Annotated in this window: 16 protein-coding genes and 1 riboswitch; of the genes, 12 read left to right on the forward strand and 4 right to left on the reverse strand. The window is 48.4% G+C overall.

Annotation, left to right across the window (positions count from 1 at the left end):
* Nucleotides 1-5: 5 nt before the first annotated feature.
* The 3 genes from FCU94_RS17310 (at nt 6) to FCU94_RS17320 (ending at nt 3,703) form a co-directional block, all read left to right on the forward strand.
* Nucleotides 6-839 (forward strand): arginase family protein, encoded by an 834-nt coding sequence (locus FCU94_RS17310; RefSeq protein WP_176289718.1) that lies wholly within the window; start codon nt 6-8, stop codon nt 837-839.
* A gap of 459 nt (nt 840-1,298) precedes the next feature.
* Nucleotides 1,299-3,176, forward strand: coding sequence for a PhoX family protein (locus tag FCU94_RS17315; protein ID WP_176289719.1), 1,878 nt, complete (start codon nt 1,299-1,301; stop codon nt 3,174-3,176).
* 374 nt (nt 3,177-3,550) lie between these two features.
* Nucleotides 3,551-3,703 carry a hypothetical protein gene (locus FCU94_RS17320; RefSeq protein ID WP_176289720.1) on the forward strand — a complete coding sequence of 51 codons (153 nt, stop codon included), beginning with the start codon at nt 3,551-3,553 and terminating at the stop codon, nt 3,701-3,703.
* A 95-nt stretch (nt 3,704-3,798) separates the two neighbouring features.
* Here FCU94_RS17320 and FCU94_RS17325 read toward each other — a convergent pair whose 3' ends face one another.
* Together FCU94_RS17325 and FCU94_RS17330 are read right to left on the reverse strand one after the other, a co-directional pair.
* Nucleotides 3,799-4,695 carry a LysR family transcriptional regulator gene (locus FCU94_RS17325; RefSeq protein WP_176289721.1) on the reverse strand — a complete coding sequence of 299 codons (897 nt, stop codon included), beginning with the start codon at nt 4,693-4,695 and terminating at the stop codon, nt 3,799-3,801.
* Nucleotides 4,696-4,777: 82 nt separating this feature from the next.
* Nucleotides 4,778-5,608, reverse strand: coding sequence for an HDOD domain-containing protein (locus FCU94_RS17330; protein ID WP_176290077.1), 831 nt, complete (start codon nt 5,606-5,608; stop codon nt 4,778-4,780).
* Nucleotides 5,609-5,749: 141 nt separating this feature from the next.
* Nucleotides 5,750-5,850: riboswitch (TPP riboswitch) on the forward strand.
* Nucleotides 5,851-5,930: 80 nt separating this feature from the next.
* Here FCU94_RS17330 and thiD point away from each other — a divergent pair.
* From thiD to FCU94_RS17345, 3 genes are all read left to right on the forward strand, one after another.
* On the forward strand, nt 5,931-6,761 hold the full coding sequence (thiD, locus tag FCU94_RS17335; RefSeq protein WP_176289722.1) for a bifunctional hydroxymethylpyrimidine kinase/phosphomethylpyrimidine kinase: 831 nt from the start codon (nt 5,931-5,933) through the stop codon (nt 6,759-6,761).
* A 148-nt stretch (nt 6,762-6,909) separates the two neighbouring features.
* Nucleotides 6,910-7,860: a GGDEF domain-containing protein gene (locus FCU94_RS17340; protein ID WP_176289723.1), complete on the forward strand. Its 951-nt coding sequence runs from the start codon at nt 6,910-6,912 to the stop codon at nt 7,858-7,860.
* Between the two features lie 118 nt (nt 7,861-7,978).
* A complete protein-coding gene (locus FCU94_RS17345; RefSeq protein WP_369597269.1) occupies nt 7,979-8,731 on the forward strand; it encodes a phosphatase PAP2 family protein in 753 nt (250 codons plus the stop codon).
* A gap of 37 nt (nt 8,732-8,768) precedes the next feature.
* On the opposite strand, the gene FCU94_RS17350 is transcribed toward FCU94_RS17345, so the two are convergent.
* A complete protein-coding gene (locus tag FCU94_RS17350) occupies nt 8,769-9,059 on the reverse strand; it encodes a hypothetical protein (protein ID WP_176289724.1) in 291 nt (96 codons plus the stop codon).
* A gap of 242 nt (nt 9,060-9,301) precedes the next feature.
* Between FCU94_RS17350 and FCU94_RS17355 the strand changes: the two genes are divergently transcribed.
* Together FCU94_RS17355 and FCU94_RS17360 are read left to right on the forward strand one after the other, a co-directional pair.
* Complete coding sequence (locus tag FCU94_RS17355) at nt 9,302-9,607, forward strand: ArsR/SmtB family transcription factor (RefSeq protein WP_176289725.1); 306 nt, start codon at nt 9,302-9,304, stop codon at nt 9,605-9,607.
* A gap of 37 nt (nt 9,608-9,644) precedes the next feature.
* A complete protein-coding gene (locus FCU94_RS17360; protein WP_176289726.1) occupies nt 9,645-10,031 on the forward strand; it encodes an MAPEG family protein in 387 nt (128 codons plus the stop codon).
* 43 nt (nt 10,032-10,074) lie between these two features.
* On the opposite strand, the gene FCU94_RS17365 is transcribed toward FCU94_RS17360, so the two are convergent.
* On the reverse strand, nt 10,075-11,097 hold the full coding sequence (locus tag FCU94_RS17365) for an acyltransferase (RefSeq protein ID WP_176289727.1): 1,023 nt from the start codon (nt 11,095-11,097) through the stop codon (nt 10,075-10,077).
* A 217-nt stretch (nt 11,098-11,314) separates the two neighbouring features.
* On the opposite strand from FCU94_RS17365, the gene FCU94_RS17370 reads away from it, so the two are divergent.
* The 4 genes from FCU94_RS17370 (at nt 11,315) to FCU94_RS17385 (ending at nt 16,434) form a co-directional block, all read left to right on the forward strand.
* The gene (locus FCU94_RS17370; RefSeq protein WP_176289728.1) at nt 11,315-11,902 is read left to right on the forward strand and encodes a TetR/AcrR family transcriptional regulator; all 588 of its coding nucleotides are present in this window, start codon (nt 11,315-11,317) and stop codon (nt 11,900-11,902) included.
* A gap of 105 nt (nt 11,903-12,007) precedes the next feature.
* On the forward strand, nt 12,008-12,865 hold the full coding sequence (locus FCU94_RS17375) for an alpha/beta hydrolase (protein WP_176289729.1): 858 nt from the start codon (nt 12,008-12,010) through the stop codon (nt 12,863-12,865).
* A 313-nt stretch (nt 12,866-13,178) separates the two neighbouring features.
* Nucleotides 13,179-14,567, forward strand: coding sequence for an SLC13 family permease (locus FCU94_RS17380; RefSeq protein ID WP_176289730.1), 1,389 nt, complete (start codon nt 13,179-13,181; stop codon nt 14,565-14,567).
* A gap of 283 nt (nt 14,568-14,850) precedes the next feature.
* The gene (locus FCU94_RS17385; RefSeq protein ID WP_176289731.1) at nt 14,851-16,434 is read left to right on the forward strand and encodes a BCCT family transporter; all 1,584 of its coding nucleotides are present in this window, start codon (nt 14,851-14,853) and stop codon (nt 16,432-16,434) included.
* The last annotated feature ends 52 nt before the right edge of the window (nt 16,435-16,486 follow it).

Raw genomic sequence — 16,486 nt, forward strand, 5'->3', positions numbered from 1 at the left:
TGGATATGTTTGGGCTATTTCGTCGTCACAATAAACTGGCAACCATAGGGCTGACGTCCCATCGTTTGGCGATGTTGAGTGTGAGCGAAAAGCTCAAACCTATGACGCAAGTCGAGTTTGAAATGGCCAATCAAAGCCTTGAAGAGATGTTTCAATGGGTCACCGATAGTCAAGGTCAGCACTGGTTTAACGCCGGACACTTTAATCTCAGTACTCAGGCGAGCGAAGACTATCAATTGAAATTAAGTCACTGTCTAGGCTCGCAAGCGATGCCCGTGGTGCTAACCAATCACTGTGAAACATTGCTCCATACCTTACCGCTAATCCACGCTTCGAAGCGCGAACTTGGCATCGTGCATATTGGTCGCCAGTTTGAACTTAAGCCGTCACTTGATTTGCAGCAGGGCAGCGCGTTTCACTTTGCGCTTAGCCGCTACGGTGAATGCCGCCTGTTTTGTCTTGGTATTGATGCGCAGTTGCAAAACGATCAAGTGTGGGAATACGCAGAAGACCTAGGCTGTGATTGGCTGACCCTTGATGAGTGCTCGTTTCTACATCGTTTTCAGGTTAAACAGCAATTGGCAACCTACCTCGGGCATTGTGATGATGTGATCGTCAATATCGACCTCAACTGTCTCTATCCTGCTACGCGTTTGGAAGGTTATTCCGCGCTCGAGGTGCAAATGGTGAATCGAATGTTGCGTCAGCTTCTGCTTTCGAGCAAAGTGCGTCTGGTACAATTGGTGGGTTACACAGACAAGCATTTATATTCCAAGCCAACACAAAGCATTCTGCATGAGCTGGGGCAATTGACCCCTTTTCGCGATAGGGCGGCTTAATACCAAGCCCTAAAAACACAAAAGCTGGCGGTTAAGCCAGCTTAGTACGGTGGGTTGCGCGTTATGATGGTTTGCTCGCGTTTTTGTTCGACTCTTTCCAGTATTGAATGCGAACGCGATGCAATTGCGCTTTTCTCATTTTCTTCATGATAATCCCTCACTTAAAAAACAACATTGCTCATCAATGAGCCTTTTGTGGATCCAGTTCCTCATGAACAAACTCAATGTAGCCGCCAAATTGCAAAAGATCTAGACTCCTGATCACATTTTTCTGTATGTAAACGCTGTTTTATTGCATAAAAGTGAAGGGTGATACGTTTACATGAAGCTGTCATGAAAAATCACTTAAACTGACGCTTTTCTTTCATTGTTTAGAAACAATAGCTTAACCACGTTGTCACGCCAAACTTCTACGATCTCTGCGCTTTTATATAAAAATATCAACACAAGGAGTCAGCAATGTGGGATCGTGACAATCAAGATTCTCAATTTAGCCAAATGATCGATGCACGACTATCCCGTCGTCGATTCTTAGCCGGAACCGCCGCGGTTAGCGCGAGTGCTTTCCTCTCGCTCAACCCGATTACCAAAGCGTTTGCCGCTTCCGGCCAAGGATCTTTGCTCAACTTTGATCCTGTTCCTGCCTCAACCGCTGATGCGTTTGTCGTCCCTAAAGGCTATAAAGCGACCCCACTGCTCTCTTGGGGTGACCCTATTTTCGCTGACGCCCCTGAGTTTGACCCTAGCGGTAAACAAGGCTCACAAGCACAGTTACGTCAGTTTGGTGACAACACCGATGGAATGAGCCTATTCCCGATCAATGACTCGCGTGCAGTGATCGCCGTCAACAATGAATACACCAACTACGATTTGCTGTTTGACCATGGTGGCAAAGCCATGACGGCGGATGATGTACTCAAAGCGCAGGCAGCGCACGGCGTCACTGTATTTGAGATTGTTAAGTCTGGCGGTGAGTGGAAACTCGACAGAAATGGCCAGCGCAATCGTCGAATTACCGCGAACACTGAAATGCGCCTAACGGGGCCAGCAACCGGTCATCGCTTAATGAAAACTGAGCTAGACCCAAGCGGTACCCAGCCACTCGGCACCTTCAACAACTGCGCTAATGGTCAAACGCCTTGGGGCACTTACCTGACGTGTGAAGAAAACTTTAATGGTTACTTTGGCACCAGCGGCAGCGCTGAACTGTCTGCGGATCACAAGCGCTACGGCATTAAAGCGGCGAAGAGCAAATACCAATGGCATGATAGTGATGAGCGTTTTGATGTTGCGAAACATCCGAATGAACCGCATCGCTTCGGCTGGGTGGTCGAAATTGACCCTAATGACCCAACCTCTACGCCACTTAAGCGCACCGCGCTAGGACGCTTCAAGCATGAGAACGCGGCGCTGCTTATCAATGATGATGGACATGTTGTCGTCTATTTGGGCGATGACGAGCGTGGCGAGCACTTGTACAAGTTTGTGTCAAAGAACAAGTATCAACCAGGCAATGACCGCGCCAATCGTAACCTACTCGAAGAGGGCACCTTATATGTCGCCAAGTTTGATATGGATGACAAAGAGCTGAAAGGTCAGGGCCAATGGATTGAGCTTAGCCATGGTAAAAACGGCTTAACCAAAGAGAACGGTTTTAATGACCAAGCTGAAGTGATGATTTTTGCTCGCCGCGCGGCAACACAAGTGGGTGCGACCACGATGGATCGTCCTGAGTGGGTAGCGGTACATCCAAACAACCAACACGTGTTCTGTACCCTGACCAATAATAAACATCGCGGGGTGAAAGAAGGCCAGCCAGTCGGTGGGCCGAACCCACGTCAAGAAAACCATTATGGCCAGATTGTACGTTGGCTGCCGCACAACGGCGACCATACCTCAGAGCGTTTTGATTGGGATTTGTATTTAATTGCTGGGAACCCAAGGGTTCATCAGGGCGATCTGTATGCGGGTAGTGACAACATTAATGCCGACAATATGTTCAATAGCCCTGATGGCATTGGTTTCGATAAAGCGGGTCGCTTGTGGATTCAAACCGATGGTAACTACTCAAATAAAGGAGATTTTGCTGGCCAAGGCAATAACCAAATGCTGTGTGGAGACCCAGCAACTGGTGAAGTGCGCCGCTTCCTCACAGGACCCATTGCGTGTGAAATTACTGGGTTAACCTTCTCACCTGACTATAAAACTATGTTTGTCGGTGTTCAGCACCCAGGAGAGAAAGGTGCTCCTTCTCATTTCCCTGCGGGCGGTAACAGTAAGCCACGTTCGACCATCATGGCCATCACTCGAGAAGACGGTGGCGTGATTGGCGCTTAAGCCACTAAGCAATGGGGCCATGTGCCCCATTGCTTCTGTGTAACAGTGATAGTGAGCATAATTATGCGCGCTGCAGCATAAAATGTGTGATCCCCTGACCATTAGACACTAAATGTGGTTGCTTCATCCATACGGTAACACTATATTGAAAGGGTAGCCGAATAACTTCAAAGGTGTAGAGAACCAAGTAAACTCCCAGAGCGAATACGAACAACTGAACGCAATTGACACACACAGCCTAACGAGCAATTCGTTATCGTGCATCGAAAAACGTATAAGAATTAGTATTTTCAACGGCCTTTTGCTTTACCCCTCTTTATCTCTCACCTGTGAGTTATCGATACATTATTGGATAACCCAGAAGGAGAATGATTATGGTATCACTAGGTATAATCGCGTTAGCTTTCTTCGTATTTATGTGCTGCTGGGTTGCACAGCATGGCCTGCCCGTTTTGGGTATGAAGTTGGACGAGTCAGACTTACTACTCATATCCGAAATGTCTGGCGAAGATGTCCTTGAAGCATAAATGACTTTACGCTAAGCAAAAAAGGAGCCGTTGTGGCTCCTTTTTTGATCTTAGAAGTTGCTATATCTGAGTGTGCGCCCACAATGCCACTATTGTTAGGTGTATTGCTGGAGCGTTTGCTGAATGGTGTCACGAATGGTCGTAAATCGTGCTGGGAGGCGGCGATGGCGTTTGGTCAGCATATACAAGGGTTGAATCACAGTTTGTTTGGGTTGGTAGACCGTAATATTCTCTTTGTCGCTAAAGGCCTCAAGTGCGCTTTTTGGTAGCACGGTAAAGCCACGACCTTTAGCCACAGGGAGTAGGATTTGGCTCAGTTGATTGACGTAGCCCGTTACCGGCAACTGATGGATATTGATTGTGGCTAAGTCAGGTTCGGCACAACGTGAAAAATACAGCGAAAGATAGTGCTCAGCATCTGGATGACGAATGACTCCGAGCGCTTTGAGCTGCTGAAGATCTAATGACTGAGGGTTGCTCGCCTTAGGTAACATTAAACACAGCGGCTCGTCGCCGATTTTAACTGACTCTACGCGTGGATCTGAGGTTTGGTGGGTGATGATGCCGATATCGATGTCACCATTGATAATATCGGCCAAGATCTTATGTTGTGGTGCGACTTCTAACTGGGTAATCAGTTGCGGGTGTTTACATTGTAAATCGAGCAGGTGAGGGTAGAGCAACAGTGCTAAAGCGCCCGAGCAAGAAAAAGATACTTGGCCCGCAAAAGGGTCATCTTGGCTAAGGGACTGCAGCATCTGCCGCTGCTGCGAGTCCAGTTCAAGCGCATATTGGTAGACTGTTTTGCCCGCTTCAGTAATTTCGAAGCTTTTATTGTGCCTTTCGATCAGTGCGTGACCACACGCTTGCTCTAGCTTTTTGATATGCTGGCTGACACCAGGCTGAGTCATAAACAGTTTGTCCGCGGTTTTGGTGAAATGGCCGGTATCAATTAATGTGGCAAATGTTTTAAGCCAGGCTGGGTTAAGCATTTCCATCACCTATAACAAATTATTATCTTTTATAGTCTATATGATAAAAATAAATCTAGGTAGTGCAGGCTCGCAGCGCTGCTCAACTGGCATTTAGCTGAACCGCGAGATCGCGACCGCTGCCGCGAAAATGATCGATGGTTTCAACAAACTGGCTAGGAAGGTCTAATAAGCGTGAGTCAGGATGCTCGGCAAGATAGCGGCTTTTTCCCTCTTCACTTTCTAACAAATCCCAATCGCGATGAATCGCTCGAGCCAAATGTAATGTGGTGGCCAGTTTGGGTGAAACTTCAGCGTCACGCGGATCGTCAAAGTTAGCGATCGCATCGACCATTTCTTCGGGGAACTGCCACGTTTTGGCCAGCTTAGCGCCTAATGTTGGCGCGGTAATATCCAATAGCTCTTCTTGCACATCTAGCGCGTTTTCCCCAGCCTGTGCGCGCTGTTGGATCTGAATGGCTTGTTCGGGCACCAGAGTGTGGATCATCAGCTCGCCAATGTTATGCAAAATGCCAGTGGTAAACATATCATCGCCGTCGATATCGGTTTGTTGAGCGATTTTACTGGCCAACACGGCCACTTCGAAGGTTTCTCCCCAGTACTGATCCATATCGAGGGTACGAATGCGAGGAAACACACTGGATAACGCGGAGACAACGACTAAGGTACGTACAGGTGCCGTTCCGACACGTACCACCGCTTCGTTCACCGACCCTATGGTTTTTTGGGCACCGAAATAGGCCGCATTGGCAAGGCGCAGTAGCCGAGCACTTAGCACCTGGTCAGTCGATATTTTCTGTGCCAATTGGGTAAAGTTTACCTCGGGTTGGTTGACCATATCGAGTAACTCTTGCAGAACTTTTTCTATCCTAGGTAGCTCGTCGATACGAGAAAGTAGTGCCTCCTGGCTCATCATGCTGCTCCTTTTGCGATAATCCAATCACTATAGTTCACATCAATCGCATCCTCCAATTTGGACCCAAATACCCGCTCGGCTTGGAATCGAGCTGGCATTTTACCCTGCCCATTGTCATGACTTGATGCTACTATCCAACTTCAATAGTCGGGGAGCCTAGTCAAGGCTGAGATCGCCAAGCGAGACCCGTTGAACCTGATTCAGTTAACACTGACGTAGGGAACTATAAACGCAGCTCGCACTTTAGCTGCGTCCTTATCAGTGAGTCATTTCGGCTTCTGTGTGATAAGGGTTCCTGCGTCTTGTTGTAGGAGCGTTTATGCCACATTTACAAGACACCTCGCCCATTGTTCTTACTATCGCCGGCTCTGATAGTGGCGGAGGCGCTGGGATTCAAGCCGATATTAAAGCCATTTCTGCCACCGGCGGTTATGCGTGTTCGGTGATCACGGCTATCACGTCACAAAACACTCAAGGAGTCCGAGCGATTCATCCGATACCGCTTGAGCATGTGGCCAGTCAATTAGCCGCGGTTTTCGAGGATTTGAATGTCGCAGCGGTCAAAGTGGGAATGTTGGCAGATGCCAGCATCATTCAAGTCGTGGCTGAGCAACTTGCTAAATACCGACCTAAGTTTATTGTGGCTGACCCTGTGATGGTCGCTACCAGTGGCGATCTGCTACTGGAACACCATGCCATTGAATGCCTGAAACAGCAGTTAGTTCCTCTCGCGGATTTAATCACGCCGAATTTGCCAGAGGCGGCTGCGCTACTTAACGTACCGATACCGAACAGTGAAGAAGAGATGGGCGCATTAGTGGGAATGCTGCGTGGCTTAGCGGCGAAAGCGGTGTTGTTGAAGGGAGGGCACCTAGAGCAGGATCCCAACAGCAACGATCTGTTAATCACGCCAGAACACTACGAGTTGGTGCGTGCACGGCGAATCGCTACATCCAATACTCATGGTACCGGGTGTACCTTGTCATCGGCGATTGCTTCGTATGTGGCGCAAGGGCACCGTTTACACAAAGCGGTCTGTCTTGCCAAACAGTACCTGACTCAAGCATTGAGTCATGCCGATGAATTGCAAGTCGGTCAAGGCCATGGCCCAGTTGCGCACTTTTTTCCCGGTCATCACAATGTGCGCTAGAGGCATTGCGCAGGCCTAGTGCGCAGTAGTAAAAGCAGTGGGAAGCCTAGATTACGGTGCATAAACGATAGAGAAAGGCTTCCCCTGACTCAACATCTCAGCGATTGAGTGCTAAGATCTTTCTATCAAAACGAAAGAGATGAGTGCAATGCAAGCGCCACAACCACCGGAACATGAAGCGCAACGAGTCGAGGCGCTGAAACGCCTCAATATTCTAGATACCAAACCCGAAGAACGCTTTGATCGAGTGACACGCTTAGCTCGACGTTTGTTTGACGTGCCTGTCGCTGTGGTGAGCCTGGTTGACACCGAACGACAGTGGTTTAAGTCATGCGATGGGTTGGAGCTGAGTGAGACGTCGCGTGAGGTTTCTTTCTGTGGCCATGCGATTTTGGGCAACGAGCCGCTGGTTGTCGCCGATGCACTTGAGGATGAGCGTTTTCGTGAAAACCCTATGGTGACCGGAGAGGTGGGGATTCGATTTTACGCTGGCGTCCCTTTGGTCTATCTCGACGGTCATAAACTGGGCACCTTATGCATTTTTGATACTAAGCCTCGCGATCTTAATCAAGAACAGCTGCTTGACTTGATTGATTTGGCAAAGATTGCCGAGAATGAGCTGTCAGCCAGCTTAACGGCTACCACCGACTCATTAACCCAGATCTCGAATCGTCGTGGATTTGAGCTATTGGCACCTAAAGCCATGGAGCACTGTTTGGTGAGTGGGCTATCGGTTTCACTGGCCTTTTTTGATCTTGATAGCTTTAAGCAGATTAATGATACATTCGGCCATGCAGTTGGCGATCAAGCTCTAGTCAGTTTCACTCAACTTTTATCACGATCATTTCGAGATTCGGATGTGATTGCCCGCATCGGGGGCGATGAGTTTGTGGTGTTGATGTCTGGTGCCAGTGACCGAGTCGCCGATGTCGCCATCGGTCGTTTTCGAGCGGCGGTCGAGAGGTTCAATCAAGATCTCAATGGCCCGTATCAGCTGCATTTTAGTGTGGGTGTGGCGTCGGCGAAAGAGAAAAGCGAGATGAAGCTTGAGTCACTATTGAAACGGGCAGACAAAAAGATGTTTGCGTCAAAACGTTAGCGATGTGAGTGGTGTATCGCGGTCACCTTCCTTAGCAGCAAATTGACATTAAGTTGATAAATCTTGACGAGTACTTCGGCTAACATGCTGGCTTAGCATAGTGAGGTGTTCGTCTATCGTGAAGAATCTATTTCGAAACAAACGTACCGGTTTGCTGCTACTCGCGGCGTTTTTGCTCTTGGTTATGCTGATGTCGCTGTTGTTCAATCATATCGACTTGATGGGTGAGGTGGGTGACGCGTCAGGGTTGGCTTTCACCTTGATGACTGACTCTGCAGGCAGTCAAGGCTTTGTCATTAGTTTGGCGCTTCTCATCGCCGTAACGTGGCGTATGGTCGGAACTCGTTTACGCTTGGTCAGCCTAATGGCCCAACTCGGTTTACTGCTGGTGGTGGGCTTCGCCGCGAAAACCGGTTTGAAACAGATGACAGAAAGCCCACGTCCATACACTGAGTTGTTGACCCAACAGCTCTTGATTCCGCAACCGAGCCACTTTTATAAGTTAAATAAACAGCAACAGGCGCAAGTGATTGAGCAAATTTCCACGCGAGTCTCGCTCTGGAGAACCCATCATTGGCAAGGTGAGACAGACTATTCGTTTCCTTCCGGTCATACGATTTTTGCCTCGATTTGTTTAGCCATTTTTGGCTCATTATTTATCGAGTACAAGCGTTTTGGTTTAGCGGCTATGTTGGTAGGGTGGGCATTGATGGTGGCCTACAGTCGATTATGGAGCGGTATGCACCGACCCGCGGATCTGATTGGTTCGATAGTGTTTGTTGGACTGGTCTATTTGGTGGTGCCTAACTGTCAGCGTTTGAGTGAACGTCTGTTCAGTACGTTAGTGTCTTATCAACCTAAAACCAAATGAGGCCTGAGTCACCTCAGGCTTCAATTTGAACGCGATGCTATAGGTCGCACATCAAAACTTCAAACTCTTCTTCTGCTTGATCGATTAAACGATGAACTTCGGCCGCATCGTGATCCGATAAGGTGACTTGCCATGGCCGCTTTGAATGACGGCCGATCAATCGAGTGTAGCCTTGCGCTTTTTGAAAGACTAACTCGCTGAACTCGGCGCTGTGATGTTGTGCGCTTTCGGTAATATCGACATCAATGACGCCGACTGGGTTAATCGCCACATGTGCATGATGGTGGCCAGCATTACCTAACCGATAGTCTCTATGTAACAAAATCATCAGCATCCCCCTTGCTTTTCAACTCAGTTAAAACAAGTGTAGGTGAGTCTCTCGTCGTGCTTGGCGAAATCATAACCAAACTTGATGCAGGTTAATTTTTGTTCGATAAACAACCGGCCCTAGGCAAAGCCGATAATTAATCGACATAGATCGACTTTATCGGCGAAACCGCGATTAAACAGGATTGCAAGTGGGCTATACTTCGACTATTTTGGAAATAAGTCATTGAGTAGGAGTGATAAATGGAGTTGGAAGCGGTCGCTAAAGCGTTGAAAGAACTAGGGCATCCAACGCGACTGTCGATTTATAAGCGAGTCGTCAAAGCGGGATATCAAGGGGTAGCGGTAGGTCAATTGCAAGAACAACTCGCGATACCGGGCTCCACTTTATCACACCATATCTCAAATCTGGTCGATGTTGGTTTGATCAGTCAGAGAAGAGAGGGGCGAATCCTCTATTGCGTCACCGATTACCAATGCCTAAAAGAAGTGATTGATTTCTTGCAACAAGAGTGTTGTGCTGACGAGCGGGGTTCGGCTCACTGCTAGGCATAAGTGGCAAGTGGATTAATCAAGGAGTGAAAGCATGGTAACGGCTCTCTACGCCAGTTTATCGGCGCTATTGTTGTTGTGGCTCGCTATTGAAGTCATTAAGCAACGACGAAAAGCACAAATTAAATATGCAGATGGCGGCGTGACTGCGCTGCAAATGGCACGCAGCGCGCACAGTAATGCGGTGGAGTACGTGCCTATTACGCTGATCATGATGGCGTTGGCCGAATACAACGGCGCACCATTGTGGGTGATTCACATAATGGGTGTGGCCTTTATTCTCGGTCGCCTCGTCCATGCTAAAGCAATTTTGGCCGACCGATTGAAAGGGCGAATTTCGGGAATGAAGTTGACCTTCGCTGTGATGGTGGGACTCGTTCTGGTTAACCTCTTTTATCTGCCCTACCACAGTTTGTGGTAACCAAGAAAAAAGCGATGATTTTACTCATCGCTTTTTTATTAAATCAACGAAATAGCCAGGGGTAGAGCGGCGTTTTTTCTAGCCCTTTAATCAAACCAAATGTCAGCACGGTCGCACCGAATAACATCAACAGATCTTTACTTAAACCAGTCAGTTGCGCGGCGCCTGCGATATTCATCATCACGATGATCATCGGTAAATGAGCGACATAAAGCGGCAGTACGTAGCGAGACTGTGCCGTTAGCCATAGGTTATCCCCTAGATCTGGCTTAGCCAGTAGCCACAAGAAGCAGCCCGTTCCCCAAAGGACCGTACCAAACACAAAGTCGTTGGCGTTAAAGGCTTGATTGTGACCATTGAGAATCCACGCCTCTAAAAAGTGCACGGTGATTCCCACTAGCGCCATTATGCCTGCTTGGCGAGCAGTCGCTTGAATGGACTTTTGACGAACAGTAAAGCCGATCGCAAACAATAACGTGCTAAAGAAAGGCCCATTTCGAGTAAAGAAAGGTGTCCAAAAATCCGTGAGTTCTTGATAGCTTCCTGCCAGTACGCCATAGACATAAAGGGTAATCCCCAACGGGATAAACAAGTCCAACTGTTTTAGCTTGCTGAGTAGAGCACCGATCGCGGCGGCAATGATCAGAGCAGGGAGGAACCACAAATGAACCAGTCCGCCCTCGAGCAGCGAGTTAAGGGGAGTTTGAGCGAGGTATCCCCAATACCCCTGACGCTCTGCTAAATAGCCGTGTTCTGCTACCGTCGCTAGGTTAAACGGCATTGCGAGGCTAATTAGGCTCCAGACGATAAAAACTCGAATCAATGGAGAGGCGTAGCGTTTCAAGGTTTGAACAGGCTGCTCAACCAGCTTAGGTTGAATTAAGTAGCCTGAGATTAAGAAGAACAGCGGGACGGCAAACCGTGTGGCTTGGTTGAATAAATAGCCCACCCAGGGGGTGTCTTCGATGTGCCAATAACTGATAAACAGTTGGCAGTGCATGGCGGCGATCGCCAAAATGGCGATCACACGGCCAAGCTCGATACTTTGAATCTTTTTATTTTGCATAACGACGGTTGAATGGTCCAAAACCACCAAGCTACAGCACTATGGTGTCATTCGGGGTTGATTTTCATCAAGTTTTGGCTCGACGTGTGCCGAGCAGGTGAGATTATGCGAGATGTGTTTAGCCTGTCTCAATCTTGAATCGTCGCGTATTGTGTATGACTGTTGGAAAAAAAGGACGAGTGTGCTAAAACTAAACGGTAAACAGTGAGAGTCGATAATGAGCAAAGGCAAAATAACCCGCGAGAATATACTGAATAAAGCGTTTGAGCTGGCCAGTGAAAATGGCTTAGAAAGCCTCACGATTGGCGAGCTTGCGAAGCAGTGTGGTATGTCTAAAAGCGGTCTGTTTGCCCATTTTAACTCTAAAGATAACCTGCAAATTGCGGTGTTAGAACACGCCAATCGCGTGTTTACTCAGCGAGTGATCGCCCCAGCTCGCGAACAAGAGACGCAAACCATCGAAGCCAAGATACATGCGCTACTGGATAACTGGCTTAACTGGAACCACTCATTTCAAGGCAGTTGTATGTTTTTGGATGCGTGGAAAGAGACGCACTCAGACAGTGCGCCAACCCAACAGGTATTGAAACAAACGATAGCCTCTTGGGTAGAGTACTTGCGAATACAGGTAGCAAAAGGGGTCGAGCAAGGCGAATTTCGCGCCGACTTAGATCCCAAACAAGCCACGTTCGAGTTGTACGGACTCTATCTCAGTGCGCATTTGTTTTATTCCATCCACGGTGAACAAGCGAGTTATCAGCACTTTTGGTCGGGCGTAAAGCGTTTACTCGCTGCTTGGAAATAATCTTCAGATAAGCTGAGTCAGTGTACTTGGCTTATTATTTAATTATAAATAGCACGGTCGTTCACTTTTTGGTGATGGAAAAGCAGGCCGCAAAAGGAAAACCACATGAGTGAGAAGATCTACTTTAATACCTCGCAAAAGTTCAGCGTAAAGAAGAGCTTAGTCAATATGACCACCCGGCTGCACCACATGCTGCTCCCTAAGCATGCGAAAAAAACTGCCCGTAAGTTGTTACTTACTCCAGCTCGCACAGCGGCCAAGAACAGTGAGCCACTGGGTCTAGTCAAAGCCGAAGTTCAATCGAAAGAGGGGGTGTTGAAAACCTATCGGCTGGGTACTGGTCCGGTGTGGCTATTGAGCCATGGTTGGTCGGGCAATGCGAGTCAGTTCTACCCTCTGATGGAACATATAGCCCGTCGTGGCTATACCGCACTGGCATATGATCATCCAGCTCATGGGCAAAGCGAAGGTGCCTACGGCCATATCCCGGCGTTTGTTCACGGTTTAGAAGCAATGCTTGATAGCGTTGACCAAGAGGTCGCAGGGTTGGTGGCGCACAGTATGGGTACTGCTTCAGCGCTGGAGTGTCACCACCAAAAATTGGCAAACAAACCTTTGCTGCTGATTGCGCCTGTGCTCGACTACCTCGATAACTTATTTGGGAGTGTGGCTCGCTCGGGTTATTCGATGCGGTTATTCAATGCTGTTGTGTCTGAAGTAGAGCAGGAGTATCGCTACCCGATTCAGTCGATTGACCCTTACCATAAACTCAAGTTGCGTACTTCACCGACGATTATCGTTCATGATCAAGCGGATAAGTTCACTAAATATGAGGTATCGAGTAAAGCTGCTCAAGAGATGGAGCAGGTGGAGCTGGTGACCACGACAGGGCAGGGACACGGGCGTGTGATGAAATGCCAACAAGTGATGGACAGCTTTGACACCCTCATCGGGGGCTGTTGATCTTTTAAGCTGATTTTTGCAGCACTTTTTCGCCCAGCTCAGGGAGTAAGGTTACTCCCTGAGCGAACGCCATGTCCGTGTGTTGCCATTCTCAAATTCAATAAATGGCCTACAATGGATAGCAGTGCTGTATCGGTTGGGTGGCCGCTTTCTCACCTTGATTAAGGTGAGAAAATATCCAAAGCATTCATGCTGTTAACAATCACAACCTTGTTGTTGATGTGGTTAACAATTTCGTAATGAACCGTTATTTCCAAGTGAGGTTGTGTGGGATCATTTGCAATGCCACAAGGCCCTCATAAGGAAAATAATAATGAATAGAAATGATAGTGTCCCTTTACCGACCAATACCCGAGAATGGTTTTTTAACCGCAACAGCATGATTGTCCTCGCCGATATCGCCCTGTTTGCGGTGATGTACCTCACTTTACCCTTTGACCCTCAAGTGGTGCTGGGGATCTGTATGCTGACCTTTATCGCGATTCTCTGGTTAACCGAAGCCCTGCACGTGACCGTTACCGCGATTCTAGTTCCGATCATGGCGGTGTTGTTTGGTGTGTTTAATACCCAAACGGCCCTCAATAACTTTGCTAATTCGATTATTTTCTTGTTCCTAGGTGGTTTTGCGCTTGCGGCAGCGATGCATCGTCAAGGTCTAGACAAAGTCATTGCCGATAAGGTGCTGATCATCGCCAAAGGGAAGATGAGTGTCGCGGTGTTTATGCTGTTTGGTGTAACAGCCGCGCTCTCAATGTGGATAAGCAACACCGCGACTACGGCGATGATGCTGCCACTGGTTCTTGGCGTGTTGAGCAAGGTCAACTCAGAGAGCGGCCACAAAACCTATGTGTTTGTGCTGCTTGGGATCGCCTACAGTGCCAGCATTGGTGGCATCGCGACTATTGTGGGTAGCCCGCCGAATGCGATTGCGGCCGCTGAAGTTGGCTTAACATTCACCGATTGGATGAGCTTTGGCGTGCCGACCACCCTAATACTATTGCCTGTCTCCATTGCAGTGCTGTATATAGCGCTAAAACCGAACTTACGTGGTGAGTTTGAGCTTAATTACCAACCCGTTAATTGGGACAAAGGCAAAGTCGTGACGTTAGCCATTTTTGCCGCCACGGTCTGCTTATGGATTTTTAGTAAACCCATCAATGCGATGATCGGGGGCTATGCCAAATTTGACACTCTAGTTGCACTGGCCGCGATTGTGGCGGTCAACTTTGCCCGCGTTGTGCATTGGAAAGACATTGAAAAAACTGCCGATTGGGGCGTGTTGTTGCTATTTGGTGGCGGTATCTGCTTGAGCAATGTCCTTAAAGCGACTGGAACCAGCGTATTCCTTGCCAATGCACTCAGTGAGATGATCGCGCATCTCGGCATTGTTTTTATCATCGCGGTGATTGCGGTTTTTGTGGTCTTCTTGACTGAGTTTGCCAGTAATACAGCCAGTGCAGCCTTGCTGATCCCAGTTTTTGCCAGTGTGGCGGAAGCGTTTGGTATGTCGCCAGTGATCTTATCCGTATTGATCGCGGTTGCCGCTTCTTGCGCTTTTATGCTGCCTGTCGCCACGCCACCCAACGCGATTGTATTTGGCTCCGGTCATATTAAGCAGAGTGAAATGATGCGCGTTGGTATCCTTCTCAACCTAGCTTGTATTGGGGTGCTGACCATGATTGCGTTGAGTTTCTGGACCTAATTCGCATAAAGACAAATCCTCGACTTGCTTCGGGGATTTTTTTATTCCTTTGCACTGGCCGCTTGGCCAACAGCTCTCGTTGCGCGGGTCAGTGGCATGAAGTAAACACAACCAACGATAATAATCATGGGGTTAGCGATTTGATTAAATTTTAGGTAGACCAACGGTTATCATCGTAGGCATGACATGTTAGCATAGCCAGCTTTTTGAACGTCCTCACACTTTTTTGTTGACTGTGTGAGGGAAATACACGGCTAAAACAGCCTTAAAAAGCGAAGTACTTATGTCAAATATGACGAATGCCGCCTCTCACGTACCGATTGAGGATGCGGATTACTCTGCCATTCATCCTCCATCTATCCTTAAGCGCCTTGAACTGACCAACCCCGTTTTTTGGTTAAGTGGTAGCTTCCTCACTCTATTTGTGGTTCTCGCCTTGACGAGTACCGACTCTCTAACCGCAATGGTTAACTCTGGCTTTGGCCTCGCAACTCAGTATTTTGGTGCCTACTGGCAAGTTCTCCTTCTGATCAATTTCCTTATTGGTTTGGCGATAGCGTTTGGGCGCACGGGTTATGTCCGTCTGGGTGGCCTAGCGAAACCAGAAATCGATACCTTCAAATGGTTGTCGATTGTTCTTTGTACTCTATTGGCCGGTGGTGGTGTTTTTTGGGCCGCTGCAGAGCCCATCGCGCACTTTGTTTCTGCACCGCCTCTGTTTGGCGAAACATCGGCAAGATCGGCAGCCATCAACGCTCTCTCTCAATCCTTTATGCATTGGGGCTTTCTGGCTTGGGCGATACTTGGCTGTTTGTCGTCGATTGTGTTGATGCACCTTCATTATGATAAAGGCCTGCCACTCAAACCGCGCACTTTGCTCTACCCTGTGTTTGGTCAACGAGCGATAAAAGGCTGGATTGGTGATGTTGCCGATGCGTGCAGCATTATTGCGGTAGCGGCAGGTACAATTGGCCCAATCGGCTTTCTTGGCCTACAAATTAGCTACGCACTGAATACCTTGTTTGGCGTGCCTGACACTTATGTGACTCAAAGCTTGGTGATTGTGTTTGCCATTGCCATGTACACCTTGTCGGCCTTGAGTGGATTGAGCCGAGGCATTCAACTGGTGAGTCGCTACAACATCATTTTGTCGGTGGCACTGATAGGTTTTATCCTCTGTTTTGGACCTACGAGTTTTATTGTTGATGGCTATGTCCAAGGGGTTGGACGCATGATAGACAACTTCTTCCCGATGGCACTGTATCGTGGTGATACCGGGTGGCTGAGCTGGTGGACAGTATTTTTCTGGGGCTGGTTCATCGGTTATGGCCCGATGATGGCGATCTTTATTGCACGCATTTCACGCGGGCGCACTATTCGTCAATTGATTCTTGCCATCAGTATTGTCGCGCCTTTGATCACCTGTTTTTGGTTTAGCATTGTCGGCGGTAGTGGCTTAGCGTTTGAGCTGGCGAACCCAGGTTCTGTTTCTGCGGCGTTCGAAGGGTTTAATCTTCCAGCCGCGCTGCTGGCCATTACCGCTCAGTTGCCCATGCCTATGGTGATTTCGGTGCTGTTTTTGATCCTCACCACCACCTTTATCGTCACTACGGGTGACTCAATGACCTACACCATCAGCGTAGTGATGACAGGCACCACCGAGCCAAGCGCAGGTATTCGTGCTTTCTGGGGAGTGATGATGGGGGTTGTGGCGATTGCCCTTATCTCGATGGGGGCTGGTGGCATATCGGCGTTGCAATCTTTTATTGTGATCACTGCTGTGCCTGTCTCGTTTATCCTGTTGCCAGGTATTGTCAAAGCTTATTCGATTGCTAATCAAATGGCGAAAGAGCAAGCCATTCTCTAAGCCTTGTTTAACTAACCTCAAAGAGCCCCATATTGGGGCTCTTTTGTTATCG

This window comes from Vibrio sp. JPW-9-11-11, from assembly GCF_013369335.1.
GTDB lineage: Bacteria > Pseudomonadota > Gammaproteobacteria > Enterobacterales > Vibrionaceae > Vibrio.